The organism is Citrobacter sp. Cm038 (assembly GCF_030333105.1).
Lineage (GTDB): Bacteria > Pseudomonadota > Gammaproteobacteria > Enterobacterales > Enterobacteriaceae > Citrobacter > Citrobacter murliniae.
In genome coordinates, this window is record NZ_JAOWGO010000022.1 from 736,671 (window position 1) to 763,052 (window position 26,382).

At 50.9% G+C, this 26,382-nt stretch carries 27 protein-coding genes and 1 riboswitch; of the genes, 13 read left to right on the top strand and 14 right to left on the bottom strand.

Translation table 11 applies throughout. From position 1 onward, the window contains the following. Positions 1 to 58 precede the first annotated feature (58 nt). Positions 59 to 679: a TIGR04211 family SH3 domain-containing protein gene (locus OGY01_RS14845; RefSeq protein ID WP_045447669.1), complete on the bottom strand. Its 621-nt coding sequence runs from the start codon at positions 677 to 679 to the stop codon at positions 59 to 61. Between the two features lie 241 nt (positions 680 to 920). Here OGY01_RS14845 and OGY01_RS14850 point away from each other — a divergent pair, with 241 nt between their 5' ends. From OGY01_RS14850 to hldE, 3 genes are all read left to right on the top strand, one after another. Beyond that, positions 921 to 2,222: a CYTH domain-containing protein gene (locus tag OGY01_RS14850; protein WP_286493282.1), complete on the top strand. Its 1,302-nt coding sequence runs from the start codon at positions 921 to 923 to the stop codon at positions 2,220 to 2,222. Positions 2,223 to 2,348: 126 nt separating this feature from the next. Then, positions 2,349 to 5,189 carry a bifunctional [glutamate--ammonia ligase]-adenylyl-L-tyrosine phosphorylase/[glutamate--ammonia-ligase] adenylyltransferase gene (glnE, locus tag OGY01_RS14855; protein WP_200010013.1) on the top strand — a complete coding sequence of 947 codons (2,841 nt, stop codon included), beginning with the start codon at positions 2,349 to 2,351 and terminating at the stop codon, positions 5,187 to 5,189. 59 nt (positions 5,190 to 5,248) lie between these two features. Further along, entirely contained in the window at positions 5,249 to 6,682 is a 1,434-nt protein-coding gene (hldE, locus tag OGY01_RS14860) for a bifunctional D-glycero-beta-D-manno-heptose-7-phosphate kinase/D-glycero-beta-D-manno-heptose 1-phosphate adenylyltransferase HldE (RefSeq protein ID WP_045447661.1), read from the top strand. Between the two features lie 122 nt (positions 6,683 to 6,804). Here the strand turns inward: hldE and OGY01_RS23690 are convergent, their stop codons facing one another. After that, entirely contained in the window at positions 6,805 to 6,864 is a 60-nt protein-coding gene (locus OGY01_RS23690) for a type I toxin-antitoxin system Ibs family toxin (protein WP_353622514.1), read from the bottom strand. A gap of 351 nt (positions 6,865 to 7,215) precedes the next feature. Between OGY01_RS23690 and glgS the strand changes: the two genes are divergently transcribed. Further along, a complete protein-coding gene (glgS, locus tag OGY01_RS14865; protein WP_136345237.1) occupies positions 7,216 to 7,422 on the top strand; it encodes a cell surface composition regulator GlgS in 207 nt (68 codons plus the stop codon). Positions 7,423 to 7,455: 33 nt separating this feature from the next. Here glgS and ubiK read toward each other — a convergent pair whose 3' ends face one another. Continuing rightward, entirely contained in the window at positions 7,456 to 7,752 is a 297-nt protein-coding gene (ubiK, locus tag OGY01_RS14870) for a ubiquinone biosynthesis accessory factor UbiK (protein WP_286493284.1), read from the bottom strand. Positions 7,753 to 7,884: 132 nt separating this feature from the next. After that, positions 7,885 to 8,034: riboswitch (FMN riboswitch) on the top strand. A 106-nt stretch (positions 8,035 to 8,140) separates the two neighbouring features. Here ubiK and ribB point away from each other — a divergent pair. Next, positions 8,141 to 8,794 carry a 3,4-dihydroxy-2-butanone-4-phosphate synthase gene (gene ribB, locus OGY01_RS14875; protein WP_003828424.1) on the top strand — a complete coding sequence of 218 codons (654 nt, stop codon included), beginning with the start codon at positions 8,141 to 8,143 and terminating at the stop codon, positions 8,792 to 8,794. Positions 8,795 to 8,877: 83 nt separating this feature from the next. On the opposite strand, the gene dsbI is transcribed toward ribB, so the two are convergent. Genes dsbI through assT form a run of 3 tightly spaced genes read right to left on the bottom strand, consistent with a single transcriptional unit; the run spans position 8,878 to position 12,058 of the window. After that, on the bottom strand, positions 8,878 to 9,555 hold the full coding sequence (gene dsbI, locus OGY01_RS14880; RefSeq protein WP_200010012.1) for a protein-disulfide oxidoreductase DsbI: 678 nt from the start codon (positions 9,553 to 9,555) through the stop codon (positions 8,878 to 8,880). Positions 9,556 to 9,569: 14 nt separating this feature from the next. Further along, positions 9,570 to 10,238, bottom strand: coding sequence for a thiol:disulfide interchange protein DsbA/DsbL (locus tag OGY01_RS14885; protein ID WP_045447642.1), 669 nt, complete (start codon positions 10,236 to 10,238; stop codon positions 9,570 to 9,572). 23 nt (positions 10,239 to 10,261) lie between these two features. Beyond that, positions 10,262 to 12,058: an arylsulfate sulfotransferase AssT gene (assT, locus tag OGY01_RS14890; RefSeq protein ID WP_048220536.1), complete on the bottom strand. Its 1,797-nt coding sequence runs from the start codon at positions 12,056 to 12,058 to the stop codon at positions 10,262 to 10,264. Between the two features lie 392 nt (positions 12,059 to 12,450). Here assT and OGY01_RS14895 point away from each other — a divergent pair, with 392 nt between their 5' ends. Continuing rightward, positions 12,451 to 12,627 carry a hypothetical protein gene (locus tag OGY01_RS14895; RefSeq protein WP_071829036.1) on the top strand — a complete coding sequence of 59 codons (177 nt, stop codon included), beginning with the start codon at positions 12,451 to 12,453 and terminating at the stop codon, positions 12,625 to 12,627. Between the two features lie 56 nt (positions 12,628 to 12,683). Here the strand turns inward: OGY01_RS14895 and zupT are convergent, their stop codons facing one another. Next, positions 12,684 to 13,457: a zinc transporter ZupT gene (gene zupT, locus OGY01_RS14900; protein WP_286493285.1), complete on the bottom strand. Its 774-nt coding sequence runs from the start codon at positions 13,455 to 13,457 to the stop codon at positions 12,684 to 12,686. A gap of 146 nt (positions 13,458 to 13,603) precedes the next feature. On the opposite strand from zupT, the gene ygiD reads away from it, so the two are divergent. Beyond that, positions 13,604 to 14,392, top strand: coding sequence for a 4,5-DOPA-extradiol-dioxygenase (gene ygiD / locus OGY01_RS14905; protein WP_286493287.1), 789 nt, complete (start codon positions 13,604 to 13,606; stop codon positions 14,390 to 14,392). A 63-nt stretch (positions 14,393 to 14,455) separates the two neighbouring features. Here ygiD and OGY01_RS14910 read toward each other — a convergent pair whose 3' ends face one another. The 3 genes from OGY01_RS14910 to tolC form a co-directional block, all read right to left on the bottom strand. After that, positions 14,456 to 15,616, bottom strand: a complete 1,161-nt coding sequence (locus OGY01_RS14910; protein WP_200010008.1) for a glutathionylspermidine synthase family protein — start codon at positions 15,614 to 15,616, stop codon at positions 14,456 to 14,458. Between the two features lie 5 nt (positions 15,617 to 15,621). After that, positions 15,622 to 16,299, bottom strand: a complete 678-nt coding sequence (locus OGY01_RS14915; RefSeq protein WP_045447627.1) for a DUF1190 family protein — start codon at positions 16,297 to 16,299, stop codon at positions 15,622 to 15,624. A gap of 148 nt (positions 16,300 to 16,447) precedes the next feature. After that, positions 16,448 to 17,932: an outer membrane channel protein TolC gene (tolC, locus tag OGY01_RS14920; protein ID WP_045447624.1), complete on the bottom strand. Its 1,485-nt coding sequence runs from the start codon at positions 17,930 to 17,932 to the stop codon at positions 16,448 to 16,450. 205 nt (positions 17,933 to 18,137) lie between these two features. Here tolC and nudF point away from each other — a divergent pair, with 205 nt between their 5' ends. From nudF to parE, 5 genes are read left to right on the top strand one after another with little or no spacing between them, the layout of a single operon-like run. Beyond that, positions 18,138 to 18,770, top strand: a complete 633-nt coding sequence (gene nudF / locus OGY01_RS14925; protein WP_286493288.1) for an ADP-ribose diphosphatase — start codon at positions 18,138 to 18,140, stop codon at positions 18,768 to 18,770. Further along, positions 18,767 to 19,189 (top strand): DUF1249 family protein, encoded by a 423-nt coding sequence (locus OGY01_RS14930; protein ID WP_005123087.1) that lies wholly within the window; start codon positions 18,767 to 18,769, stop codon positions 19,187 to 19,189. Before nudF ends, OGY01_RS14930 begins: the two co-directional genes overlap by 4 nt. A 24-nt stretch (positions 19,190 to 19,213) precedes the next feature. Further along, on the top strand, positions 19,214 to 20,041 hold the full coding sequence (gene cpdA, locus OGY01_RS14935; RefSeq protein WP_045447614.1) for a 3',5'-cyclic-AMP phosphodiesterase: 828 nt from the start codon (positions 19,214 to 19,216) through the stop codon (positions 20,039 to 20,041). Next, the gene (yqiA, locus tag OGY01_RS14940) at positions 20,041 to 20,622 is read left to right on the top strand and encodes an esterase YqiA (RefSeq protein WP_045447611.1); all 582 of its coding nucleotides are present in this window, start codon (positions 20,041 to 20,043) and stop codon (positions 20,620 to 20,622) included. Before cpdA ends, yqiA begins: the two co-directional genes overlap by 1 nt. A 28-nt stretch (positions 20,623 to 20,650) precedes the next feature. Beyond that, a complete protein-coding gene (gene parE / locus OGY01_RS14945) occupies positions 20,651 to 22,543 on the top strand; it encodes a DNA topoisomerase IV subunit B (RefSeq protein ID WP_045447608.1) in 1,893 nt (630 codons plus the stop codon). 104 nt (positions 22,544 to 22,647) lie between these two features. Here the strand turns inward: parE and OGY01_RS14950 are convergent, their stop codons facing one another. The 4 genes from OGY01_RS14950 to qseB all read right to left on the bottom strand — a co-directional run bounded on the left by OGY01_RS14950 (position 22,648) and on the right by qseB (position 25,804). Beyond that, positions 22,648 to 22,962 carry a putative quinol monooxygenase gene (locus OGY01_RS14950; RefSeq protein ID WP_048220539.1) on the bottom strand — a complete coding sequence of 105 codons (315 nt, stop codon included), beginning with the start codon at positions 22,960 to 22,962 and terminating at the stop codon, positions 22,648 to 22,650. 145 nt (positions 22,963 to 23,107) lie between these two features. Continuing rightward, entirely contained in the window at positions 23,108 to 23,689 is a 582-nt protein-coding gene (locus OGY01_RS14955) for an NAD(P)H-dependent oxidoreductase (RefSeq protein WP_286493289.1), read from the bottom strand. A gap of 109 nt (positions 23,690 to 23,798) precedes the next feature. Next, entirely contained in the window at positions 23,799 to 25,148 is a 1,350-nt protein-coding gene (gene qseC, locus OGY01_RS14960) for a quorum sensing histidine kinase QseC (RefSeq protein ID WP_286493290.1), read from the bottom strand. After that, the gene (gene qseB, locus OGY01_RS14965) at positions 25,145 to 25,804 is read right to left on the bottom strand and encodes a quorum sensing response regulator transcription factor QseB (protein WP_286493291.1); all 660 of its coding nucleotides are present in this window, start codon (positions 25,802 to 25,804) and stop codon (positions 25,145 to 25,147) included. Before qseB ends, qseC begins: the two co-directional genes overlap by 4 nt. Before the next feature lie 151 nt (positions 25,805 to 25,955). On the opposite strand from qseB, the gene OGY01_RS14970 reads away from it, so the two are divergent. After that, positions 25,956 to 26,348: a YgiW/YdeI family stress tolerance OB fold protein gene (locus tag OGY01_RS14970; RefSeq protein WP_045447592.1), complete on the top strand. Its 393-nt coding sequence runs from the start codon at positions 25,956 to 25,958 to the stop codon at positions 26,346 to 26,348. Positions 26,349 to 26,382 lie beyond the last annotated feature (34 nt).

Below are 26,382 nucleotides of genomic sequence, written 5' to 3' on the forward strand. Positions count from 1 at the left end.
CTTTCCTTTTGAAAAAGTTAATCCCTTAATAATATGTCAGTGTGGCAGAGAAGGCGATTCAGTTCATCCAGCGATCTTTGCGTTTACGTGTTGGGATCATATGTGGCAGCACCAGACCGAGCAGCAGACCGAGTCCTAGCACGCCGCCGCCATACATAAACCACTGCATGATGATGGTACGCTGCTTGTCATCAAGCTGAAGGTTGGCTGCGCTGACTTTCTTTTGTGCCACAATAAGCTCGTTCTTCAGCTTCTGGTTTTCTGCTTTCAATCCATCGATCACGCTGTCGCTTTGCGCCACTTTTTGCTGCATATCGGCGGTGCGCTGATTCCAGGTGGTATCGATATTAGTGAGCTTATCGGTCAGAACTTTAACCTGATTTTCTAAGTCCGGGACGCGGGTGCGCAGGCTTGGCGTACTGTTCAGCTCTTTCAGTGGGATCCAGGCGGTACGCCCGGTACTGTCTTTGACCTGCGCGTAGTTGGTGCTGGCGTCGGTCTGTAATAGCGTAACTTCCTCGCCGGCGTTAACCGTACCCACGAGGCGATAGTTATCTCCTGGACCACTGCGGACCCAGGTGTTCAGTTCGTCAGAAACATAGCGCTTTTCTTCGGCATGGGAGACGGCAGTGGCGCTAAGTGCGAGTAAAGTTAATCCAATCAGGCGTAATTTTGGCATCAGGCTGTCGTTGTTGTCATAGAAAGTGGAACGATAGTAGTGGCAACAGTGTCTCTACGCAAAGCATTAGACATCAATCGGAATCATCTGTGTCCTTTTTGCCACCACTCGAAACTTTTACGCCCGTCAAATTGTCCGTTGCATGGCAATTTGGCGCAAAATACTATCTACTGACAATTAAGAAAGCACTTAGTTCGCAGTCTGTCTTCTCAACTGTGACATAACCCATAAGTACAAGATCATGGCCCAGGAAATCGAATTAAAGTTTATCGTCAATAGTGATGCCGTAGATGCGCTACGTGAACATCTGAATACGCTGGGGGGAGAGCACCATGCGCCCAGCCAGTTACTGAATATTTATTACGAAACGCCGGATGCGTGGCTGCGTGCTCACGATATGGGGCTGCGTATTCGCGGTGAGAATGGTTGTTATGAAATGACCATGAAAATTGCCGGAAGAGTGACGGGCGGCCTGCATCAGCGACCGGAATATAACATTGCGCTGAGTGAACCAGTGCTGGATCTCGCACAGTTTCCTGTGGAAATCTGGCCCAATGGCGAGCTGCCAGCCGATCTCGCTTCCCAGGTACAACCGCTGTTTAGCACCGATTTTTACCGTGAGAAATGGCGCCTTGATGTTGACGGTAGCCAGATTGAAATCGCCCTTGACCTTGGGGACGTGAAGGCGGGAGAGTTCGCTGAGCCTATCTGTGAGCTGGAACTTGAGCTCTTAAGCGGCGATACCCGTGCAGTGCTGAAGCTGGCGAACCAACTGGTTTCGCAAACGGGTTTACGCCAGGGCAGCCTGAGTAAGGCGGCACGCGGTTATCATTTGGCTCAGGGAAATGCGCCACGCGAACTCAAACCCACGAGCATTCTGAAAGTGCCTGCGAAGGCGAGCATTGAACAAGGGTTGGAAGTTGCGCTGGAGCTGGCGCTGTCACAATGGCAGTACCATGAAGAGTTGTGGGTTCGCGGTATCAAAGGGGCGAAAGCCGAGGTGCTGGCGGCGATGGGGTTGGTTCGTCACATCCTGATGCTGTTTGGCGGTAATGTTCCGCGTAAAGCGAGCGCTCACTTACGTGATTTACTGACCCAGTCGGAAGCGACCATTGCCTCGGAAGTTTCTGCTGTTTCAGCGGTGTATAGTACGCAAACGGCGATGGCAAAACTGGCGCTTACCGAATGGTTAGTGACCAAAGCGTGGCAACCGTTTCTGGATGCTAAGGCGCAGGGCAAAATTGCCGATTCCTTCAAGCGTTTTTCTGATACCCATCTTTCACGTCATGCGGCTGAGTTGAAAACTGTTTTTGGTCAGCCGTTGGGCGATCAATATACCGATCAGATCCCGCGTCTGAGCCGCAACATTGATAGCGTTCTGATGCTGGCGGGATACTACGACGAACATGTCGCGTCGGAATGGATTGCCAACTGGCAGGGTTTACTTCATGCCATCAAAACCCGTCAACATATTGAAATTGAACACTTCCGCAATGAAGCGATCTCTCAGGAACCGTTCTGGCTGCATAGCGGAAAACGTTAATCAGAGCCGAAGCAGGGATGCCTGATGGTGCTCTACTTATTCAGCCTACGCGATAGGTGCATGTATCATGTAGTCCGGATAAGGAGAAACATAGCCATCCGGCATCATTGAAAGGATAAGCCTTAAATGAAGCAGCTCTCTTCACCATTACAGCAGTACTGGCCGACCGTTGTTGAGCGTCTGCCAACAGCACTTCCTGAGGCATCGCTGAGTATTCAGGCGAAGTCAGTACTTACATTCAGCGATTTTGTCCGCGATAGCATTATTGCTCATCCTGAGTGGCTAAAGGAGCTGGAAAGCGCGCCAGTCCAGGCTGATGAATGGCAGCACTATGCCGCCTGGTTACAGCGCGCGCTGTCAGACGTACACGATGAAACGGCGTTAATGCGCGAGCTTCGACTGTTCCGTCGTCGCATCATGGTGCGTATTGCCTGGGCACAGACGCTGTCGCTGGTGGCTGAAGAGAGTATTTTGCAACAGTTAAGTCATCTGGCGGAGACGTTGATTATCGCAGCGCGTGACTGGCTGTATGACGCCTGCTGTCGAGAATGGGGAACACCCTGTAATTCGGACGGCGTTGCGCAACCGCTGCTGATTTTAGGCATGGGGAAACTGGGCGGGGGCGAGCTGAATTTTTCCTCTGATATCGACCTGATTTTTGCCTGGCCGGAACATGGATCTACGCAGGGCGGGCGGCGTGAACTGGATAACGCGCAGTTTTTCACCCGCATGGGACAGCGCCTCATCAAAGTGTTGGATCAGCCAACGATGGATGGTTTTGTCTATCGGGTGGACATGCGTTTACGTCCGTTTGGCGACAGTGGTCCGCTGGTACTGAGTTTCTCTGCGTTGGAAGATTACTACCAGGAGCAGGGGCGTGACTGGGAACGTTACGCGATGGTTAAAGCGCGTATTATGGGGGATGCTGACGGCACCTACGTCAGCGAGCTTCGCGCTATGCTGCGGCCTTTTGTTTTCCGTCGCTACATCGATTTCAGCGTGATTCAATCTCTGCGTAACATGAAAGGGATGATTGCCCGTGAAGTCCGCCGGCGCGGCCTGAAGGACAACATAAAGCTGGGGGCGGGCGGCATTCGTGAAATCGAATTTATCGTTCAGGTATTCCAGCTCATTCGCGGCGGGCGCGAACCCTCGCTGCAATCCCGCTCGTTACTCCCTACGCTTAGTGCGATCAATGCACTGCATCTGCTGTCTGATAATGATGCGGAACACCTGCGAACCGCCTATCTCTTTTTACGTCGTCTGGAAAATCTGCTGCAGAGCATCAATGACGAACAGACCCAGACGCTGCCGGGTGATGAGCTAAATAGGGCCCGCCTGGCATGGGGTATGGGGGCGGATGACTGGCAGCAGTTAACCGATACGTTGGCAATACATATGGGCAACGTGCGTCGGGTATTTAACGAATTAATTGGCGATGATGAAACTGATACACAGGAAGAGTCGCTGTCGGAACAGTGGCGTGAACTTTGGCAGGACGCGTTGCAGGAAGATGACACCACACCAGTGCTGACGCATCTGGCGGATGACGATCGTCGCCGCGTGCTGGCTCTTATTGCGGATTTTCGCAAAGAGCTGGATAAACGTACGATTGGCCCACGGGGGCGACAGGTGTTGGATCATTTGATGCCGCACCTGCTGAGCGATGTCTGTTCCCGCGATGATGCTTCCGTACCGTTGTCGCGTATTACCCCGCTACTGGTGGGCATTGTCACCCGCACCACCTATCTGGAGCTGCTGAGTGAATTCCCTGGCGCGCTGAAGCATTTGATTTCGTTATGTGCCGCCTCGCCGATGGTGGCCAGCCAGCTGGCGCGGTATCCGTTGCTGCTTGACGAGCTGCTTGACCCTAATACCTTGTACCAACCAACCGCAACCGACGCTTATCGTGACGAGTTACGCCAGTATTTACTGCGTGTGCCGGAAGATGATGAAGAACAGCAACTGGAAGCGCTGCGTCAGTTTAAGCAAACGCAACTGCTGCGTATCGCAGCGGCTGATATCGCTGGTACGCTACCGGTGATGAAAGTGAGTGACCATCTGACCTGGCTGGCGGAAGCCATTATTGATGCCGTGGTGCAGCAGGCTTGGATGCAAATGGTCGCCCGTTATGGGCAACCAACCCATCTTGGCGATCGCGATGGTCGTGGTTTTGCCGTTGTCGGTTATGGCAAGCTGGGTGGCTGGGAGCTGGGTTACAGCTCCGATCTGGATTTGATCTTCCTGCATGATTGCCCGATGGATGTGATGACTGACGGTGAACGTGAGATTGACGGTCGGCAGTTTTATCTGCGTTTGTCGCAGCGCATTATGCATCTTTTCAGCACCCGTACTTCTTCCGGCATTTTGTATGAAGTGGATGCTCGGCTGCGCCCATCCGGTGCTGCAGGAATGCTGGTAACATCCACCGAAGCCTTCGCCGATTATCAGCGCAATGAAGCCTGGACGTGGGAGCATCAGGCACTGGTACGCGCTCGTGTGGTTTATGGCGACCCGCAATTGACCTCTCAGTTTGACGCGGTGCGCCGCGATATCATGACACTCGCCCGCGACGGGAAAACTTTACAGACTGACGTGCGCGAAATGCGTGAGAAAATGCGTGCACATTTGGGCAATAAACATCGCGATCGTTTTGATATCAAAGCCGATGAAGGTGGGATCACCGATATTGAGTTTATTACGCAATATCTGGTGTTGCGCTATGCCCATGAAAAACCGAAGTTGACGCGCTGGTCGGATAATGTGCGCATTCTGGAATTACTGGCGCAGAACGACATTATGGATGAGCAGGAAGCACTGGCGCTTACCCGCGCCTACACGACGTTGCGTGATGAGCTTCACCACCTTGCTCTGCAGGAGCTTCCGGGACATGTCGCGCCGGAGTGCTTTAGTGCAGAGCGCTCACTGGTGCGGAGTAGCTGGCAGAAGTGGCTGGTTGCTGAGTGAAGTGTGCTATTATCGCGCGCAAATTTTAAGACCCTCAGAGAATCTCTCAGGAGACAGGAATGAAAGTAACGCTGCCAGAGTTTGAACGTGCAGGAGTCATGGTTGTCGGTGATGTGATGCTGGATCGCTACTGGTACGGGCCTACCAGCCGTATTTCGCCAGAAGCGCCGGTGCCGGTGGTCAAAGTGGATACCATTGAAGAACGTCCAGGCGGCGCGGCAAACGTGGCGATGAACATTGCCTCTCTGGGAGCGAATTCTCGTCTGGTTGGGCTGACCGGTATTGATGATGCGGCTCGTGCGCTGAGTAAAACGCTGGCTGATGTGAACGTGAAATGTGACTTTGTTTCCGTGCCGACGCATCCGACAATCACTAAACTACGCGTACTTTCCCGCAACCAACAGCTGATTCGCCTGGACTTTGAGGAAGGCTTTGAAGGTGTGGATCCGCAGCCGCTGCATGAACGTATTAACCAGGCTCTGGGTTCAATTGGTGCTCTGGTACTTTCTGATTACGCCAAAGGCGCTCTGGCCAGCGTACAGCAGATGATTGCACTGGCGCGTAATGCTGGCGTTCCTGTGCTGATTGATCCGAAAGGCACTGATTTTGAGCGCTATCGTGGTGCGACGCTGCTGACGCCGAACCTGTCTGAGTTTGAAGCTGTTGCCGGTAAGTGCAAAAGCGAAGACGACCTCGTTGAACGTGGTATGAAGGTGATTGCTGATTTCGACCTTTCCGCACTGCTGATAACGCGCTCTGAGCAGGGCATGACCTTGTTGCAGCCGGGTAAAGCACCGCTGCATATGCCAACCCAGGCACAGGAAGTGTATGACGTTACCGGTGCGGGGGATACGGTTATCGGCGTGCTGGCGGCAACGCTTGCAGCAGGTAACACGCTGGAGGAAGCATGCTATTTTGCTAATGCCGCAGCGGGTGTTGTCGTTGGTAAGCTTGGGACATCAACCGTTTCACCTATTGAGCTGGAAAACGCCGTGCGTGGTCGGGCGGAGACCGGTTTTGGCGTGATGAGTGAAACAGAATTGAAGCAAGCCGTAGCCAGCGCCCGTAAGCGTGGTGAGAAAGTGGTGATGACCAACGGTGTGTTTGACATCCTGCACGCAGGCCATGTCTCTTATCTGGCGAATGCGCGTAAGCTTGGCGATCGTCTGATCGTTGCGGTGAACAGCGATGCTTCCACCAAACGTCTGAAAGGCGAAACCCGTCCGGTCAACCCGCTCGAACAGCGAATGATCGTGCTGGGTGCGCTGGAATCCGTCGACTGGGTGGTCTCTTTTGAAGAAGATACTCCGCAACGCCTGATTGCTGGCATTCTGCCGGATCTGCTGGTGAAAGGCGGTGATTATAAGCCAGACGAGATTGCGGGCAGTGAAGAGGTGTGGGCTAACGGTGGTGAAGTTCTGGTGCTGAACTTCGAAGACGGTTGCTCAACAACAAATATTATCAAAAAGATCCAGAAAGACAGCGATAAGTGATGAATGCCGGAAATGCGCCGAACTTTTCGTTGCGGTGCGCTTCCTCCTGTTGACGCTGCTGTTTTTTCAACCTGAGTGCAGGAATAAGGGTGAGAGGGGATTTTTCCCCCTCTGATTGACTGTTAATAAGCCTGGAAACTTATCAGTAACAGCACAACCAGTACGATGACTCGCTTCATCATAACCCTTTCCCTATTAAAGCCCCTTCTTCGAGAGGGGGTTTCTCGTTGCAACCCCTTGCTGACAAGGCGATTGTTGGTGTGCGTCTATGCGGCGCAAGGGCTTCCTCGTCTCACTTTTCTATTGCTGGATCGGTTACGCAAAACAGAGATTTTCCTGGAGAACTGTTCGTGATCTTAATGCCGTCGTTGGACTTCATTGGCTCAACGATTATCCCCTCACAGATTTCGTAGAAAAGTGTGAAGCAAGGCCTTTAATGTGCGCACTTAATGCACAGAACAGCTTCGCATATAGGTAAATACTGAGATCAGAAAAAGCATATAGCCTTAACAGATATTCAATAACTGGAGGGTATGCTCATGAACAGCAATATGTATTCACTGAACAATTTTGATTTCCTGGCCCGGAGTTTTGCCAGGATGCAGGCTGAGGGCCACGCTGTTGATATCCAGGCGGTGACTGGAAACATGGATGAGGAACATCGCAGCTGGTTTTGCAAACGCTACGCACTTTATTGCCAGCAGGCCAGAGAGGCGAAGAAATTAGAGCTGGAACACTAACAGATCAACGGGCCTTGCGGCCCGTTGCCATTTTTACTCTTGTGGATCGACTGGCGGGATCGTCGGAGCAGGCTTAACTTCGGCCGGTTTTTCACGTGCTTCCAGCTCAGTAAGACGTTGCTCAAGCAGCGCCAGCTTTTCACGGGTGCGCAGTAAAACCTGGGTTTGTACGTCAAATTCTTCGCGGCTAACCAGATCCAGACGCGTCAGCTGTGACTGCAGTGTTTGGCGGATTTTCTTCTCGACGTCTTCCCCAAACTCGCGGATCCCTTTCGGCATCGACTCGTGAACCTGACGAGCAATCTGCTCAATTTTTTTCGGGTCAATCATGGTGGTTTCCCTGAACTGGTACGTGTTGCTGCCTATTGTAGTGCGATATGGCACAGGCATAAACCAGAATTGTGTGAAGCTAAGTCGAGTAAAGGCGTTGATGACAGTAATCAATAGCGTTATAGTTAACCCGCTTATTCTCAGGGCGGGGCGAAATTCCCCACCGGCGGTAAATCAACTGATGTTGAAAGCCCGCGAGCGCTTTGAGTGCAAACTCAAAGGTCAGCAGATCCGGTGTAATTCCGGGGCCGACGGTTAGAGTCCGGATGGGAGAGAGTAACGATCCAGCCGGGCATGGACCCGCTCACGTTATTTTTTTGCCGCTTAAACGGTACTCCTAAGACTGCCCTGATTCTGGTAACCATAATTTTAGTGAGGTTTTTTTACCATGAATCAGACGCTACTTTCCTCTTTTGGTACGCCTTTCGAACGTGTTGAACATGCGCTGTCTGCGCTGCGTGAAGGACGCGGTGTAATGGTGCTTGACGATGAAGACCGTGAAAACGAAGGCGATATGATTTTCCCGGCAGAAACCATGACCGTTGAACAGATGGCGCTGACCATCCGTCACGGCAGTGGTATTGTCTGCCTGTGCATCACTGAAGACCGCCGTAAACAGCTCGATCTGCCTATGATGGTGGAAAATAACACCAGTGCTTACGGTACTGGTTTTACTGTGACTATCGAAGCTGCAGAAGGCGTAACTACCGGTGTTTCCGCTGCTGACCGTGTCACCACGGTTCGCGCTGCGATTAAGGATGGTGCGAAACCTTCTGATCTGAACCGTCCGGGACACGTTTTCCCGCTGCGCGCTCAGGCAGGCGGTGTGTTAACGCGTGGTGGTCATACTGAAGCCACCATTGATCTGATGACGCTGGCAGGTTTTAAACCGGCTGGTGTGTTGTGTGAATTGACCAATGATGATGGCACCATGGCGCGTGCGCCAGAGTGCATCGAATTTGCAGGCAAGCACAATATGGCAGTTGTCACTATCGAAGATTTAGTGGCTTACCGTCAGGCGCACGAGCGTAAAGCCAGCTGAGTTTTTGGCCATGCCTGTCGTGGCGATGCATAAAAAAACCGAAGTCAGTTTTCTGACTTCGGTTTTTTGTTACTGCGGCCAGGCTATTTTGCGCTGATCAGCTTGAGTATCCACGCACAACTCATCACCAGTAAAAACGCTAAACATAAACCAAAGGCCAGCAAACAGGATTGCGCCATATTCATAAATTGCCATGGCGGGATCAAATACCAGCCTTCGGATTGCTGGTAGAGATCGATAAACCATTGCTGTGTGCTACTAAGCGTTACGCCATCAGGAACGACAGGCGCGTCATACCCGCAATCTCCAGTGGGTTTAAACCATTCTGGTGCCCAGTTTGCCAGTGGCAAATTGAAAGGGAATGTCGGATCGGTGGAACATCCCTGCACACCAAACAGTGAATCCGGGTCTGGGTTATGTACTGCATGATGAATGCTATTAAGCTTGATCGAGAACTTAACACCCATGATGCTGCCGTAAAACGCCGCGATACAGCCAATGAGCTTCAGAATGATATTTCTCGGGTTTACTGCCGCAATCAACCCACCAAAAACCATCACGAACATGGCAAAGCGAATGTAAACACACTGCTCGCAGGGTGCCATGTAGAGATAGATCTGGAAGAAAGAGTGCGCCAGTATAATTAACCCACCCATTGCGAGTGCCATAAACAACCACAGAAAGCGGTGTTCCTGCCATCTCACCAGAGTATCAACCGGCGTAGTACGTAAATTCCGCCACAATCCCTTTATGAAAGCCATAGCCTTATCCCTGTTTATTTCGCTGCCAGTTCCCTGACAAGTTCAGCCATAGAATCAATGGATTTGATGCTCTTGGTGTAGATCAGGTATTTACCATTGACGACGTAAGCCGGAACGCCCTGAATTTTGGCAACATCATAGGCCGCTTTCCATTTCTCTAGTGTTTCCTGAACGGCAGGTTCTTTTAAGGTGCTTTCAAAGTCTGCCTGGCTCATACCTGCAGCATCCAGACCTGTTTTGATGAATGATGCTGGATCTTTGCCATCTGACCAGCGTTCTTTTTTGTCATGATAAGCTGCGTAGTAAGCAAATTTCGCTTTTTTGAACTGTGACTTCGCATCAAATAATGAAATACCTGCTGCTTTATCTTTGGATATCATCACGGCAAACACTTCGCTGGCTTGTTTGCCATATTCACCTTTAGTTTCCAGATGGAACGGCGTAAAGGTGACGAGATCTGCAACCTTATCTGATACAGGGCCGGTGACGGCTTTATCGTATTTGTAGCAGAACGGACAGGCGTAACTAAATACTTTGATTAATGTTTTATCGGCATTAGGAATAGGTTTTTCCAGAACCATATAATCGGTGCCTTCGGTAAAAGCGGACACCGTAAAAGGCGCGACAAGCGCTGCAGTTAACACCATGCTTTTAAATAATGAAGTAATCCATTTAGCTGACATAGTTTATCCTTAATACAACGATTTTATTTAAATATGTGTTGTGGACGAATCGGTAATGCCCGGTAGTGGGTCTGGTTGGGTTTATCTGAAAGGACATCAATTTCAACTTTGACTTCTTTTGTTTTGTAGTCAATTTCATTGATCTTGCCGATTGTCGGTTTGCCAACATCAAATAAATTAATAGAACCGCCGAATCCAAACATTGTGTCACGGTCTTTTTGATATTCGATAACGGAAGTTATGGGACTATAGAAATCATAACCACGCTCTTTACCGTATTCCCAGATTTGTTGGACGGTTCCTTTTTTCTCGTCAATTTTATATTCGACGAAACGGGAGTACTTCATGGTTGGTAATGCTGGTTGCTCAAGCCCTCGGCCATCACCATTATCAAAGATGGTTAATGTTCCTTTACTGGATAGCCAGGCGGTATGTTGGGTATAGGTAAAATCGAAATCGGTGTTTTCGCACTTGCCATTTTCGTCACACTTCAGTGCATTACCTTTCGCATCTACCGGTTTTAACAGCTTGCTCGCCAGCTTTGTATTCCAGCCTTTAGATGGTGCGAGGATCCACTTAACCTGCTTATCACGACCAATTTTGACGACGCCCTGGTGGCGAGAGGAAAGAATAATCGAGTCATCCTTGGCGTCGTAGGCGATAGAGTTGACGTGCGCCCAGTTACGGCCAGCCCCCACACCCAGAGCATCGCCGTAAGGGGTATCTGGCTCCAGTTTTGCTTGTTGACCGGCATGAGCGAGGTCGACATTCACGCATACCGCACCTGCGTCCAGTGCCCCCAGTAACGCATCGCGTAGCGGGTCGAGAATTTTTGTCAGGTCCCATACGTCAACAACGCGGCCGGATCTGTCGACTTCGAGGATTTGGTCACGGATGGTATGTACATGTACTCCATCTTCTTTACGGTAATTGCGTTTTCCTACGCGCAGTAATACCGTGCCCTTAACCGTTTCGATAGACTCATGCGTAGCGTCAAGGAAGCCGCGTGGCAGTTTATGATCTTCCAGAATCTGCCCCATCATATCGAATTCGTACCAGTGTTGCCCCTGTACAGCTGTGAACGTTCCGCGAGGCGTTTCACGAATCCCCATCAGGTAACCACGTTTATTGATATTAACATCATGCCCGTCATAGAACGTCTCTTGATCCAACCACCAGCGGTACTCACCTTCTGTGTCAACGACGAAGGTAAACGGAGCGATGTCGAAGGGAAGTGCACCTCCTGCAGGTCCTGCATCAAGAATGCCGGCATTTTTATCTTTTTCGCCATGCCAGTGAATATCTGATCCTTGGGAAGTAAAGGTGTGGGTATTTACAAGATAAAGGCGATCTTCAAAACCTGGCGCGACTTTAATAACCTTGGTTTGTTGCAGATCGGATATAGAACGGTTATCCATATAATGATTAACGATGGCAGAAGTTTGCACTACATAATCATCTTTCATCGGTTTACCATTTTCTTTATATTCAACGGTAACATTATTGGCGAACTTTTGATAAAGGCCAAAAATAGGTACGCCATCATAAGTGATTAACGATTCTTTGCCTACGTTATAGGTAATGGGAACTCCTTTTTCACCTTTGCCGTGTACGGTTACTTTGACATCTGAAATGACATGGCTGTCTAATTCAACCAATGCGGTTAGCGGTGCATTTCCATAAGGGTCAACAATTACCGCGCCCAGATTTCCTGCTGGTTGTGCCGGTTTAAAACCTGCAGCAAAAGAATTTGCTGAGGTTAATCCGCATGCCAGGGCAATAGTACCGACCAGTAGTTTTTTACGGTATTGCTTAAACATGGATATATCTCCTTATATTACCTGTAAATATAATGACGATGAATATATTATGTTTGTAGTGATGTATGACTTGATTAAAATATAGGGGAGAGCATAGCTTTATAATTTATTTGTTTTTTGAAATATATAAATTATCAATATTCGGTGTCTTTAATACTTTTGATAGTAAGTGAGTGATATTTTCAGAACAATAAATATTATTATGGAGTGTGATCGTTTCGACATTGTTTTCTTTTTAATACATGTTCTGTGATTGACCTTGTCTACTGGTTTATATGATCGAAATCATATATTTGTTTCTACATTATGCCACTATAGGGGTAGGTCAAAATAAGGTTATGTGAAATTTTAACGTTAAATGTTTAATGATGTTAAATTTTAAGGGTAAAAGAATGTTTATTGCCTGGTATTGGATTGTATTAATTGCACTCGTTGCTGTTGGTTATTATTGCCATATGAAGCGTTATTGCAAAGCGTTTCGACAAGACAGAGATGCATTACTGGAGGCACGTAACAAGCTCTTTCGTCGCACGGGCGAAGATGGCAGCACGGTCAGGGATCAGGAATAATTTCTGCTGTAGTTGAGGCGGATGGCTGAACTACAGCGTAACATCCGCCATCTGTATTACCCGATGCCCATTGATTGCAGGATCACCAGGCTCATCCCCATTACTGACATTCCACAGAGCACGCCATAGCTCGGATTATTATTGGGGTCGATTTCTTTAGCCAGCGGCATCAATTCATCTACTGATAATGCGACCATAATACCGGCTACAGCGGCCATAATTGCTGCCATCACAACCGGTGAAATCAGACTACCCAGAATTAACCACGCCAGCACCCCACCCAGTATTTCCGCCATACCTGAGATCCCTGCCCAGAATATCGCTGTGCGTTTGGAGCCGGTTGCGGCATAGACTGGTCCGGCAACGGCTAGACCTTCAGGAATATTATGTAATGCAACAGCCAGGGCGATGCCAAAACCCAGTTCGAGATTGCTACTGGCGGTAACAAAAGTAGCAATCCCTTCCGGGAAGTTGTGCAGACTAATGCCAAGAGTTAATAAAATTGCGGTACGTTTTATGGAGCTGGGTAAAGGCAGTTTTGTTTTTTGCACCAGATCCTGAGGATGTGCGTGTGGCAGAAGGCGATCCAGACCAAAATAGCCCAGCAAACCAACAATAAACATCCCGTAGCCGAGTACTGGCGACATCCCTTCAGCGGCCAGCGCGGCGGGCAGCATTTCCATCAGGGAGATAAGCAGCATAATACCTGCGGCAAAACCCAGAGAAAAGGCGAGGACGCGATTAGAGGGTTTTTGTCCCAGAACGCCAAGAAACGCGCCAATAAAGGTGGCAGCCCCCGCCAGCAAAGTCAGAAGTAAAGGTACTGACATCGACAAATCCAACTCCTTATCAATCTGCTATCCGGCCAGATCGTCAAAATAACTGATGATCTCCATCATGGTTATCTGAGTTCTTCATCAACCGAAAAAGCGTATTGTGGTGATATCAAAATGACTCCCTCAGTAAGGATATCATCATGTCTTCAACTCGTATGCCAGCATTGTTTTTGGGTCATGGCAGCCCGATGAATGTTCTGGAAGATAACGTTTATACCCGTGCCTGGCAGCAACTGGGGGAAACGTTGCCGCGTCCAAAAGCCATCGTTGTGGTATCGGCGCACTGGTTCACTCGTGGGACTGGCGTGACCGCCATGGAAGCACCAAAAACGATTCACGATTTTGGTGGGTTTCCACAGGCATTGTATGACACCCATTATCCGGCTCCCGGTTCACCCGAACTGGCGCAACATCTGGTGGATTTGCTTTCACCCGTACCGGTTACGTTAGACAAAGAAGCCTGGGGTTTCGACCACGGCTCATGGGGTGTGTTGATCAAGATGTACCCGAATGCAGATATTCCGATGGTACAGCTAAGCATCGACAGCACTAAGCCTGCTGCCTGGCATTTTGAAACAGGACGCAAACTGGCGGCGCTGCGTGATGAGGGCATCATGCTGATTGCCAGCGGTAACGTGGTGCATAACCTGCGGACAGCACGTTGGCACGGCGAGAATACGCCATACCCATGGGCGACCTCATTTAATGATTATGTGAAGGCAAACCTGACCTGGCAGGGACCTGTTGAGCAGCATCCACTGATCATCTATCTCGACCATGAAGGCGGTTCGCTGTCGAACCCGACGCCGGATCACTATCTGCCGCTGCTGTACGTTTTAGGTGCATGGGATGGCAAAGAACCTGTCACGATCCCGGTGGACGGTATTGAGATGGGTAGCCTGAGTATGCTGTCGGTGCAGGTAGGCTGATTTTTACCCGCAGTAATTGAGTGAAGGCCGGGTCAGGCGAAATCGCCACCCGGCACACGCACATTACTCGACAAAGATATGCGGATAGAAGCGAGAGAGATCCTGAGTGATCAATGCCCGATCTTCGCGAATGCCGATCCCGGCAGGTTGATCGTTAATCAGCCAACTGCCGATCAACATGTAGCTGTCGCCAAACTTCGGTAGCTGATGGAACTGTTGTACGATCATTCCTTCTTCACCGTACGGACCTTCTACCGCTTCGATCGTTTTACCGTTCTCAATGATGGACACGTTAGCGCCTTCACGGGAGAAGATCGGCTTCACGACGAATTTTTCCATCTGCGGATAGTCATCTTCGGCGAAATACGCAGGCAGCAGGTTCGGATGGTTGGGGAACATTTCCCACAGCAGAGGCAATAGCGCTTTATTAGAGATAATGCTTTTCCAGGCCGGTTCCAGCCAGCGAACACCGGCGTCTTCCAGCTTGGTGGAGAACATCTCGCGCAGCATAAACTCCCACGGATAGAGCTTAAACAGGTTGGCAATAACCTGATCCTCTAAGTCTGTGAACTGACCTTTTTCGCCAAGGCCAATATCTTCGACATAGAGGAATTCGGTCGCGATTTCCGCCTCGGCCGCGCAATCCTGCAGATACTGAATAGTCCCGCGATCTTCGACGGTATCGCGACAGCAGGTCAGGTGCAGCAACTGAAAACCATACTGTTCGCGCAACTCGGTAAAGCGCTCAATCAGCTTTTCCTGCAGGCTGTTGAACTGATCGCTACCTTCCGGCAGGTTCCCTGCATTGAGCTGATCTTCCAGCCAGATCCACTGGAAAAATGCGGCTTCGTACAGAGACGTTGGCGTATCAGCGTTGTTTTCCAGCAGCTTGGGTTCACCAGTGCCATCCCACGCCAGATCAAGGCGCGAATAGAGCGATGGTTGCTGGGTCTGCCAGGACTGGCGGACAAAGCCCCAGACATGCTTGGGAATGCGAAACTTCGTCATCAGTTCATCGCTGGCGATGACTCTTTCAACGACTTTGAGACACATTTGGTGCAGCTCAGCAGTGACATCTTCCAGCTTTTCAACCTGAGCAAGCGTGAGCTTGTAGTAGGCGTCTTCACACCAGTATGGCTCGCCGTACATGGTGTGGAAGTTGAAACCGTATTCGGTGGCCTTATCGCGCCAGTCCGGGCGCTCGACAATACTGATTCTTTCCATGTAGATTAGCCACCCATTGAACGTGTGGTGGTACCGCTTGCGCTACGCTGCATGGTGCTCTGTTTTGCCACAGACTCACCAAAACCACCGCGAGTTACGGTTGATGTGGTTGCCGGTTTTGGCGCCATTGCCGTTTTCGGTACGGTCATCGTGCGGCCTGGCTGTGCAGCGCCGTAGTTCTTACCACCTGCATCCGTATATTTGCCGTATGCCGGGCTGGCTGGGTTTTTCGAGCTGAAGAGAGGCTGCTGAGCGCCCATTCCGCCGCCCATCATACGACCCATCATATAACCCGCCATCAGCGGCATCCAGAAGCTGCCACTGCTTTGGTTCTGCGCCTGAGCCTGGCCTTCACCGGTCGGTGCCATACCTGCCTGTGCTGGTGCTTGCTGGCACTGGCCTTCGCCAAATTCAGCGATACAGTCTTCGCGAGTGGCGTATTTAGGCGCGGTACGTTCTGCTTCTTTCAGCGCGTTGTTGAATGCGGTAGTACATTCGGCGCTTTTACCCGGATTCGCTGCAGAGCAGTCATCTGCGTTTTGATAAAGCGAAACTGTTTCGTCACTCTTCTCACAGCCCGCCAGCATAAAAACAGCAGTCACTGCCAGAGCGACAGGAGTTAAATGGCGTGCGCTCCAGCTTTTGCGGAATGACGCGTGATGTATAGATTTTGTCCGTTTCATTTATGTCTTCCAGGACCCAGTAGTAAATACTGCTCAGAATAGTGGATGACTGGTCGAAATTGAAGCGGGAAGAGGCGAGAATGCGGAAGAAGGGGCGGATCTTTACGTTGCCTTACGTTCAGACGGGGCCGAAGCCCCGTCATCAGCATCAGTTACGGAACGGGTTGTTGCCGTTACTGCTGCTGGTTGTACGTGCTGCAGTCGGCTGGGCCGCTGGCGCCGCGTTATTCGCGGTATAGCCATCAGCAGCTGCGTCTTGCTGTGAGTTTTCCGGTGCAACCGCTTCGGGCGCGGTAGAAATCGGTTTGCCCAACGTATTATTCAACGCTACCAGATCCTGCTCGTTTAACGTACCGAGCGCAGACTTGATGTTTAACTGGTTGATCAGATAGGTATAACGCGCATTAGCTAACTGTTGCTTAGCGTTGTACAGCGTGGTGGTTGCGTCCAACACATCCACGATAGTACGTGTACCCACGGAATAGCCTGCTTCCATCGCATCTAAAGAGCTTTGCGCAGAGACAACCGCTTGTTTGTACGCATTAATGCTACTGATAGAAGCATTGATGTTGTTGAAGGATGAACGGACGGTCTGCACCACGCTACGGTGTGCGCTCTCCAACTGCTCACTCGCGCCAACAAAGTTGTACTGCGCTTGTTTCACCTGAGAGTTAACCATCCCGCCCTGGTACAGCGGCAATGAGAAGCTCAGACCGATTTTGTTCTGGCCCATATTGCTATCGTCGTACTGGGAACCAGTAGCACCACGGGTTTTAGAACCGCTGTAAGAGGTGTCGGAAACACCGGTAGAGGCGGTTAAATCCAGGGTCGGTAAATGACCGTCCTGCGCAAGACGAATTTGTTCACGTGCCAGGTCTTGGCTTAAACGCGCCTGCAATAAGGTCAGGTTGCGGTTTTCCGCTTCTTTCAGCAGGGCATTAACCGCCTGCGGTTTGTTGGTTTTAAAGCCATCAACGTTCAGCGAAGCCAGTTCCGGATAGTAGTTACCGGTTACCTGGCGCAGTTGTTCTACCGCGTTATCCAGATTGTTACGTGCGGTAACTTCATTTGCCAGTACGGTATCGTATTGTGAACGGGCGTTCTGCACATCAGTGATGGCGACAAGACCAACATTAAAACGCTGAGTGGTCTGATCTAACTGACGGTAGACGGCATCTTTCTGTGCCTGGGTGTAAGAAAGCACGTCGATTGCGTTCAATACGTTAAAATAGGCTGTGGCAGTGTTCAGGATCAGCGTTTGCTGATCGGTCTGATAAGTTACGTCCTGGATGCCTGCTGATTTTTCTTGCAGCGTCAGGGCGCGCCATTTCGACATATCGAAAAGAGACTGAGTCAACTGCAACGACGCGCTGGTGGCGTTGGAGTTAACGCCGTTTGCGTCACGGTAGCCATTGCTGTAGGTGTAATCGGCACCTAAACCCAGTTGCGGCAGTAAAGGACTACGCGCTTCGTTAATTTTTTCGAATGCAGCATCGCGATCGGCGGCGGATTTACGTAATTCCGGGTTGCTCAGGCGTGCTTGCTGATAAACCTGCATCAGGTTTTCTGCCTGGCTCAAAGCACTGAACCCCGACAGGCTCAGGCCGATAAGGATGGGGAGCAATTTCTTCATTTGCATTCCTTGTTGTGAAGCAGTATTTAGCGCTGATCAAATTGTAAAAATAATTGCTGATTCTAGCAGAATCCGCCACTTCAAAAAGTTGGCGTTACGTGCCATACGGCGTTAATTTGCATCAATTTAACACAAGGGCGCTCAAACAGCAGTCAAACGACCTTGAAATTCACATTTTAATCACTATTGGTATCAGGACAGCACGATGCGTAAACCAGACAACTTGCCAATGACTTTCACTAAAAATGATGTAGAAATTATTGCACGAGAAACGCTACACCGCGGTTTTTTTTCACTGGATCTTTATCGGTTCCGCCATCGACTGTTTAACGGCGGAATGAGTGAAGAGGTAAAGCGCGAAATTTTTGAGCGCGGACATGCGGCAGTCTTGCTACCCTTTGACCCTAAGCGGGACGAAGTTGTACTGGTTGAGCAGATTCGTATCGCGGCATATGACACCAGCGAAAGCCCGTGGCTACTGGAAATGGTGGCCGGGATGATCGAAGAAGGTGAGACCGTTGAGGATGTTGCCCGCCGTGAAGCAATGGAAGAAGCTGGACTGGATGTGAAGCGGACGAAGCCCGTTCTGAGCTATCTGGCAAGCCCTGGTGGCACCAGTGAGCGCCTGTCTATTTTGGTAGGTGAAGTGGACGCCACGACCGCAAGCGGGATCCACGGTCTGGCGGATGAAAACGAAGATATTCGTGTTCATGTGGTTAGCCGGGAACAGGCTTACCAGTGGGTAGAAGAGGGGATAATCGACAACGCGGCCTCTGTCATCGCTTTGCAATGGTTACAGCTGCACTATCAAGAGTTAAAAACTGAGTGGAAAAAATGAAGCGTTACACACCTGACTTCCCTGAAATGATGCGTCTGTGCGAGACCAACTTTTCGCAATTGCGCCGCCTGTTGCCGCGCAATGACGCAGCCGGCGAAACAGTGAGCTATCAGGTGGCAAACGCACAATATCGGTTAACGATTGTTGAATCGACCCGATACACTACGCTTGTTGCGATCGAACAGACGGCGCCAGCCGTTACTTACTGGAGCCTGCCATCGCTGACCGTACGCCTGTATCATGATGCGAGGGTGGCTGAAGTGTGTTCAAGCCAGCAGATCTTTCGCTTCAAAGCGCGGTATGATTATCCAAATAAAAAGTTGCATCAACGCGACGAAAAGCATCAAATTAATCAGTTTCTGGCCGACTGGTTACGGTACTGTTTAGCACATGGAGCGATGGCGATTCCGGTTTATTAGCGTCGTGAAACCTAAGGACACCATTTGGAAAGCCTGTTAACCCTTCCTTTGGCTGGTGAGGCCAGAGTCAGGATCTTACAAATTACAGATACTCACCTGTTTGCCGAAAAGCATGAAACGCTGCTGGGTGTGAATACCTGGGATAGCTATCAGTCCGTACTGGATGCAATACATGCTGAGTCGCCTGAATACGATCTGATCGTGGCGACTGGAGATTTGGCGCAGGATCAATCCGCTGCGGCTTATCAGCACTTTGCTGAGGGCATCGCAAGTTTTCGTGCGCCCTGCGTTTGGTTGCCAGGCAATCATGATTTTCAGCCGGCAATGTACAGCGCCCTTCAGGAGGCAGGAATTTCCCCTGCCAAGCGCGTCTTCATTGGCGAACAGTGGCAAATTTTGTTGCTGGATAGCCAGGTTTTCGGCGTCCCACATGGTGAGTTAAGCGAATTTCAGCTCGAATGGCTGGAGCGCAAACTCGCTGATGTGCCTGAGCGTAATACCTTGCTGCTTTTGCATCATCATCCACTTCCTGCGGGATGCAGTTGGCTCGATCAGCACAGCCTGCGTAACGCTGCCGAACTGGACAACGTGCTGGTGAACTATCCGCGCGCAAAGTACCTGCTCTGTGGGCATATTCATCAGGAACTGGACCTTGACTGGAACGGACGCCGCCTGCTGGCTACGCCGTCGACCTGCGTGCAGTTTAAGCCTCATTGTTCCAATTTCACGTTAGATACGATAAGCCCAGGCTGGCGTACGCTGGAACTTTTTGCTGACGGTACACTGCAAACCCAGGTCTGTCGTCTGCAGGGTAATCGGTTCCACCCTGATACAGCTTCAGAAGGTTATTGATGTCTACGCTCCTCTATCTACACGGATTTAATAGCTCGCCTCGCTCTGCGAAAGCATGCCTGCTGAAAAGCTGGCTGGCGGAGCATCATCCGCACGTTGAGATGATCGTACCGCAACTGCCACCGTATCCTGCCCAGGCGGCAGAAATGCTGGAATCTATTATCCTTGAGCATGGCGGAGAGTCGCTGGGGATTGTCGGTTCTTCTTTGGGGGGCTATTACGCCACCTGGCTGTCGCAATGTTTTATGCTGCCTGCAGTGGTGGTGAACCCCGCTGTGCGGCCTTATGAACTGCTGGTTGACTACCTCGGCCAAAACGAGAACCCCTACACCGGGCAGCAATATGTGCTAGAGTCTCGCCATATTTACGATCTTAAAGTCATGCAGATTGACCCGCTGGAAGCGCCGGATTTGCTCTGGTTGCTACAACAAACGGGCGATGAAGTGTTGGACTACCGCCAGGCGGTGGCGTATTACGCCTCCTGCCGTCAGACAGTTATTGAGGGCGGGAATCACGCATTCACGGGCTTCGAAGATTATTTCAACCAGATTGTCGATTTCCTTGGACTGCACAGTTTCTGACGATCAATTCGAATTGCTAATTTAAACCATGACGCAAACTTATAACGCTGATGCCATTGAGGTACTCACTGGGCTTGAGCCGGTACGCCGTCGCCCAGGGATGTACACCGATACGACCCGTCCTAACCATCTTGGGCAGGAAGTTATTGATAACAGTGTGGATGAAGCACTGGCGGGCCACGCAAAACGCGTGGACGTGATTTTACATGCCGATCAATCACTGGAAGTCATTGATGACGGACGCGGCATGCCGGTGGATATTCACCCTGAAGAAGGCGTTCCGGCGGTCGAACTGATCCTGTGCCGCCTGCATGCGGGCGGTAAGTTCTCCAATAAGAACTACCAGTTTTCCGGCGGTTTGCATGGGGTCGGTATTTCCGTAGTCAACGCGCTTTCAAAGCGTGTGGAAGTGAATGTGCGCCGCGATGGGCAGGTCTACAACATCGCGTTTGAAAACGGCGACAAAGTACAGGATTTACAGGTGGTCGGTACCTGCGGTAAACGCAATACCGGTACCAGCGTGCACTTTTGGCCGGATGAAAGCTTCTTTGACAGCCCTCGTTTTTCTGTTTCTCGCTTAACGCATGTGCTGAAAGCTAAAGCGGTTCTGTGCCCTGGCGTTGAAATCACGTTTAAGGATGAGGTCAACAACAGCGAGCAGCGCTGGTGCTACCAGGACGGTCTGAATGATTACCTGTGCGAAGCCGTTAATGGTTTACCAACGCTGCCGGAAAAACCGTTTATCGGTAATTTTAGCGGTGAAACAGAGACCGTTGACTGGGCGCTGCTCTGGCTACCGGAAGGCGGTGAGCTGCTGACTGAAAGCTACGTCAACCTGATCCCTACCATGCAGGGTGGTACGCACGTCAATGGCCTGCGTCAGGGGTTACTGGATGCAATGCGTGAATTCTGTGAATACCGCAATATTTTGCCGCGCGGCGTGAAACTGTCGGCGGAAGATATCTGGGACCGTTGTGCTTACGTGCTGTCGGTAAAAATGCAGGACCCGCAGTTCGCCGGCCAAACTAAAGAACGCCTTTCTTCGCGTCAGTGCGCGGCATTTGTCTCTGGCGTGGTGAAAGATGCCTTCAGCCTGTGGCTGAATCAGAACGTGCAGTCAGCAGAACTCCTGGCCGAAATGGCCATTTCCAGCGCCCAGCGTCGCCTGCGCGCAGCGAAAAAAGTGGTGCGTAAAAAGCTCACCAGTGGTCCGGCGTTGCCGGGTAAGCTGGCGGACTGCACCGCGCAGGATCTTAATCGTACAGAGCTGTTTCTGGTGGAAGGGGACTCGGCAGGCGGATCGGCCAAGCAGGCGCGCGATCGTGAATACCAGGCGATCATGCCGCTGAAAGGCAAGATCCTCAACACCTGGGAAGTCTCTTCTGATGAAGTGCTGGCATCCCAGGAAGTACATGACATTTCGGTGGCGATCGGTATCGATCCGGACAGCGACGATCTGAGCCAGCTGCGCTACGGCAAGATCTGTATCCTGGCGGATGCGGACTCCGATGGCCTGCACATTGCGACGCTGCTTTGCGCGTTGTTTGTGAAGCATTTCCGCACGCTGGTCAAACATGGACACGTCTATGTGGCGTTGCCACCGTTATACCGTATCGATCTCGGTAAAGAGGTCTATTACGCTCTGACGGAAGAAGAGAAAGCAGGCGTACTGGAGCAGTTGAAGCGTAAGAAAGGCAAGCCGAACGTTCAGCGCTTTAAAGGTCTGGGTGAAATGAACCCGATGCAGCTTCGTGAAACTACGCTTGATCCGAACACCCGTCGCCTGGTGCAACTTATCATTGATGACGAAGACGATCAGCGTACTAACGCGATGATGGATATGTTGCTGGCTAAGAAGCGTTCTGAAGACCGCCGCAACTGGTTGCAGGAAAAAGGCGACCTGGCGGATCTCGAAGGGTAGAGCGGCATTGTGTAGGCCGGATTAGGCGGTTTAAGCCGCCATCCGGCAATATGCTAATGCCTGATGGCGCTGTGCTCATCCGGCCTTGCGGCCATGACGAAAAATTAAATACCAGATTCCAGAATACGAATATTCATGTCCAACACATCGCCTTTTACGGCTTCGCTGTAGGCTTTCATATGTGGGGTTTGCAAATGTGCTTCAAGATGCGCGATGCTTTCCCACTGTTCAATCATCACGATGGAATCAGGTGCCATAGTCTGAAAACTCACACCTGCGGCATGATCCACCATCGGTGCATAGCCGTGGCAACCCTCTTCCTTCAGTACGGTCGGAACGATTTTGGCAAACTGGTCCAGTACCGCCTGACGGTGATGTTGACCTGGACGTGTGCGGATTTCTGCAATGACTGTAAGCATGGTTAACTCCTTCTATAACCGGCATTCTTCAGGCTGTAGCTGCGTTTACTCGTCCAAATCACATACTTGAGTAAGCTTATCGGGACTCGCTCGTTTACCGCCTTGCTGCAACTCGAATTATTTGGGTCTAATTTTGAATAACTAGTTAACCAAAAATCTCGGTCAGATGCTTGCGATATTCTGCGATATAACGCGGGACATCCGGCATTTTAATCACATCATTGGTGATAAACGTCGGCAGCGATTCCATTCCCAGGAACTGGTTTGCTTTATGGAACGGCAAATACACGCCATCAACGCCAACGCCATGGAAGAACTGGTCTTTTTCAGTGAAAGCTTCCATTGGCGCGTTCCAGGTCAGGGACAGCATGTATTTTTTTCCCTGAATCAATCCACCAGAACCGTACTTTTTAGAAGCATCTGAACGTGTGCGACCATCGCTTGCATACAGCGTACCGTGTCCTGCAGTGAAAACATCATCGATGTATTTTTTCACCGTCCATGGAGCACCCATCCACCAGCCCGGCATTTGCCAGATAACCGCATCTGCCCAGACGAAGTTCTGCACTTCTGTTTGTACGTCATAATCGCTGTCAGCGCGTACAACTTTAACATCATGCCCGAGGTCGCGCAGGATGCCGTCCGCGACCTCGGCCAGGGTGTCATTCAGTTGACCATTGGAATGGCCGAATTTTTTCGCACCGTTGATAATCAGAATGTTGCTCATTTTTCGTCCTCAAGAATATACGTTTGAAGGCGATTTTACCTCCACCAGTGGCGCGGTGAAATTAGCAAAATGTGCAAAGTCTTTTGCATTATTAGCAATAATATTGTTGCTACCAGCTGATTTTTGCTTCAAACCCGCCTTCCGGAGCGTTGCCAAACGAGGCTGACATCCCGTGTAAAGTCGCAATACGACGGACGATCGACAGACCCAGACCGCTACCAGTAACGCTTTGTCCCGGCGGGCGATAGAAACGCTCACCAATGTGCGCCAGAACTTCCGCTGCCACGCCTGGGCCGTTATCCTTGACGCTAAAAAATCGGGCATTGAGCGTCACTTCCACAATGCTACCCTGGGGACTATAACGAATCGCATTATCCAGCAGATTGCGTACCATCAGGCTGAGTAAGAGTGGCTGACCGGTACGCTTAACGTTGTGTGCGTTAATCTGCAAACGCACGTCGATATGAGCCAGCTGAGCCGGGTGGTAAATGTCCATAACGGCGGACTGCAACAACTCCTCCAGTGGGATGTCTGCTACATCCTGCAGATTGTCGAGGGAGTCGAGTCGTGAAAGCGTCAGCAGCTGATCAACCAGACGCGTGGCGCGCTCAATGCCTGCGTGAAGCTGCAGGAGCGCTTTTTCTCGCGTTTGCGGGTCATCATCTGACAGTTGCACCACTTCAGTTTGCACCTTCAACGCGGTTAATGGGCTACGTAGCTCATGGGCTGCGTCGGAGGTGAAACGCCGTTCGCGGACCATCATAGAGTGTGTGCGGGTAAATAGCTGGTTGAGGGACTCGACCAGTGGTCGCACTTCGCTTGGCACGCCTTTAGGATCGAGCGGTTCTTGCGATTCAGGGGAACGCCAGCGCAGGGCCTGCGCCAGTTTTTTTAACGGCCTGAGTTCACGGCTGAGCATGACCACCAGAATAAGCAACATCAGCGGGAGCGCAATAAGCCACGGGGTTAATTGTGCGGTAACAATCGCCAGTGCCATATCCTCCCGGTATTCCCACTCCTGACCGACCACGATGCGATATTTACCATCCGCAGAGTTCAGCCACAGAAAGCGCCATCGGTCGTTGTCCCCATTGAGCTGGCCATCACTAAACCCTTCCCGGCGGTAGCTGTAGGGAATATCCTGGCCATTGTCGCCATCGTGCAGCACCATTTTTCCGTCGGTGGAGTAGATAGCAAACGCCAACGCGTCGTCATCAATATGACCGTGCTTCAGCTTCTTCGGCGTGCGGGCCATATCACGCGAGGCGGTGACGTCGCTGATATCCAGCGTACTTAGCCGTTTGGCGAACAGCATCAGCTGTGTATCAAACAGTTCGTCTACGTTATCCGTTGTCTGTTTCCAGGCGACAAAGCTGGAGATTGCCCAGGTTATCGAGGCCAGGATAAGGAAAATAAGTGTGAGCCTGACGCGCAGACTGAGACGTTGTGTGAGTTTCATGCGTCACCCAGGGTGTAGCCAATGCCATGCACCGTTCGGATAAAATCGCAGCCGAGTTTACGGCGTAAATGATGGACGTGTACTTCAACCGCATTACTGGAGACGTTTTCGTCCCAGTTGTACAGTTTCTCTTCAATAAGTTTGCGCGGCAGTACCCGACCTTTGTTGCGCATGAGCAGTTCCAGCAACGCGAACTCTTTTGGTTTGAGCGACAACGGCTCCCCCGTCAGCGTGACGGTCAGTGCGCCGGGATTAAGCGTTACCTGTCCGTGACTCAGTTCGCTACTGGCCTGGCCGCTGGCGCGACGCACCAGAGCTTCCAGACGGGCAGCAACTTCGATTAGCGCAAAGGGTTTGCACAGATAATCATCCGCGCCCAGGCGTAAGCCTTCAACGCGTTCTGCCAGCGCATCGCGGGCCGTCAAAATAAGTACCGGCTCCTGTTTCCCTTTTGCGCGCCATTCACGCAGGATATCGCGCCCGTCTATACCCGGTAGCGTCAGATCGAGGATCACAGCATCATAAGGGGCGCTGTAGAGAGCTTCTTTACCCTGACGACCTTCAGTAAACCAGTCGATACTGAAACCCATTTTACTCAGACCTGTCTTAAGACCATCGCCAATCAACGTGTCATCTTCTATCAGTAAAATACGCATATGTTCTTCCCTGCGATAACTCTGTTGCCTGTCAGTAAACCTTGTGGCAGCGGATGCTGTACAGCAAAAAAGAATCTTTTTTTGGCTTAAGAAGTTGTTAAGGATTAACTTATTAAATAGTCGTGAAACAACATGAAAGGGAGACATGAACATGAAAAAATTAGCTGCAATGGTTGCCGTGATGGCATTGTGTTCCGCACCTGTTTTGGCAGCGCAGCAGGGCGGCTTCTCTGGCCCGACCGCGACGCAAAGCCAAAGCGGTGGGTTCGTTGGTCCGAACGGCAGCAGCACGACGGTAGAAAGTGCCAAATCCCTGCGTGATGATACCTGGGTAACCCTGCGCGGTAATATCGTCGAGCGTATTTCCGACGATTTGTACCTGTTTAAAGACGCCACCGGTACGGTGAATGTAGATATTGACCATAAACGCTGGAATGGCGTAACCGTAACACCGCAGGATGTTGTGGAAATCCAGGGGGAAGTTGATAAAGACTGGAACTCCGTCGAAATCGATGTGAAACAGATTACTAAAGTCGCCAAGTAATCAGCATCAGGGCCGCATTCGCGGCCCTTTTCTT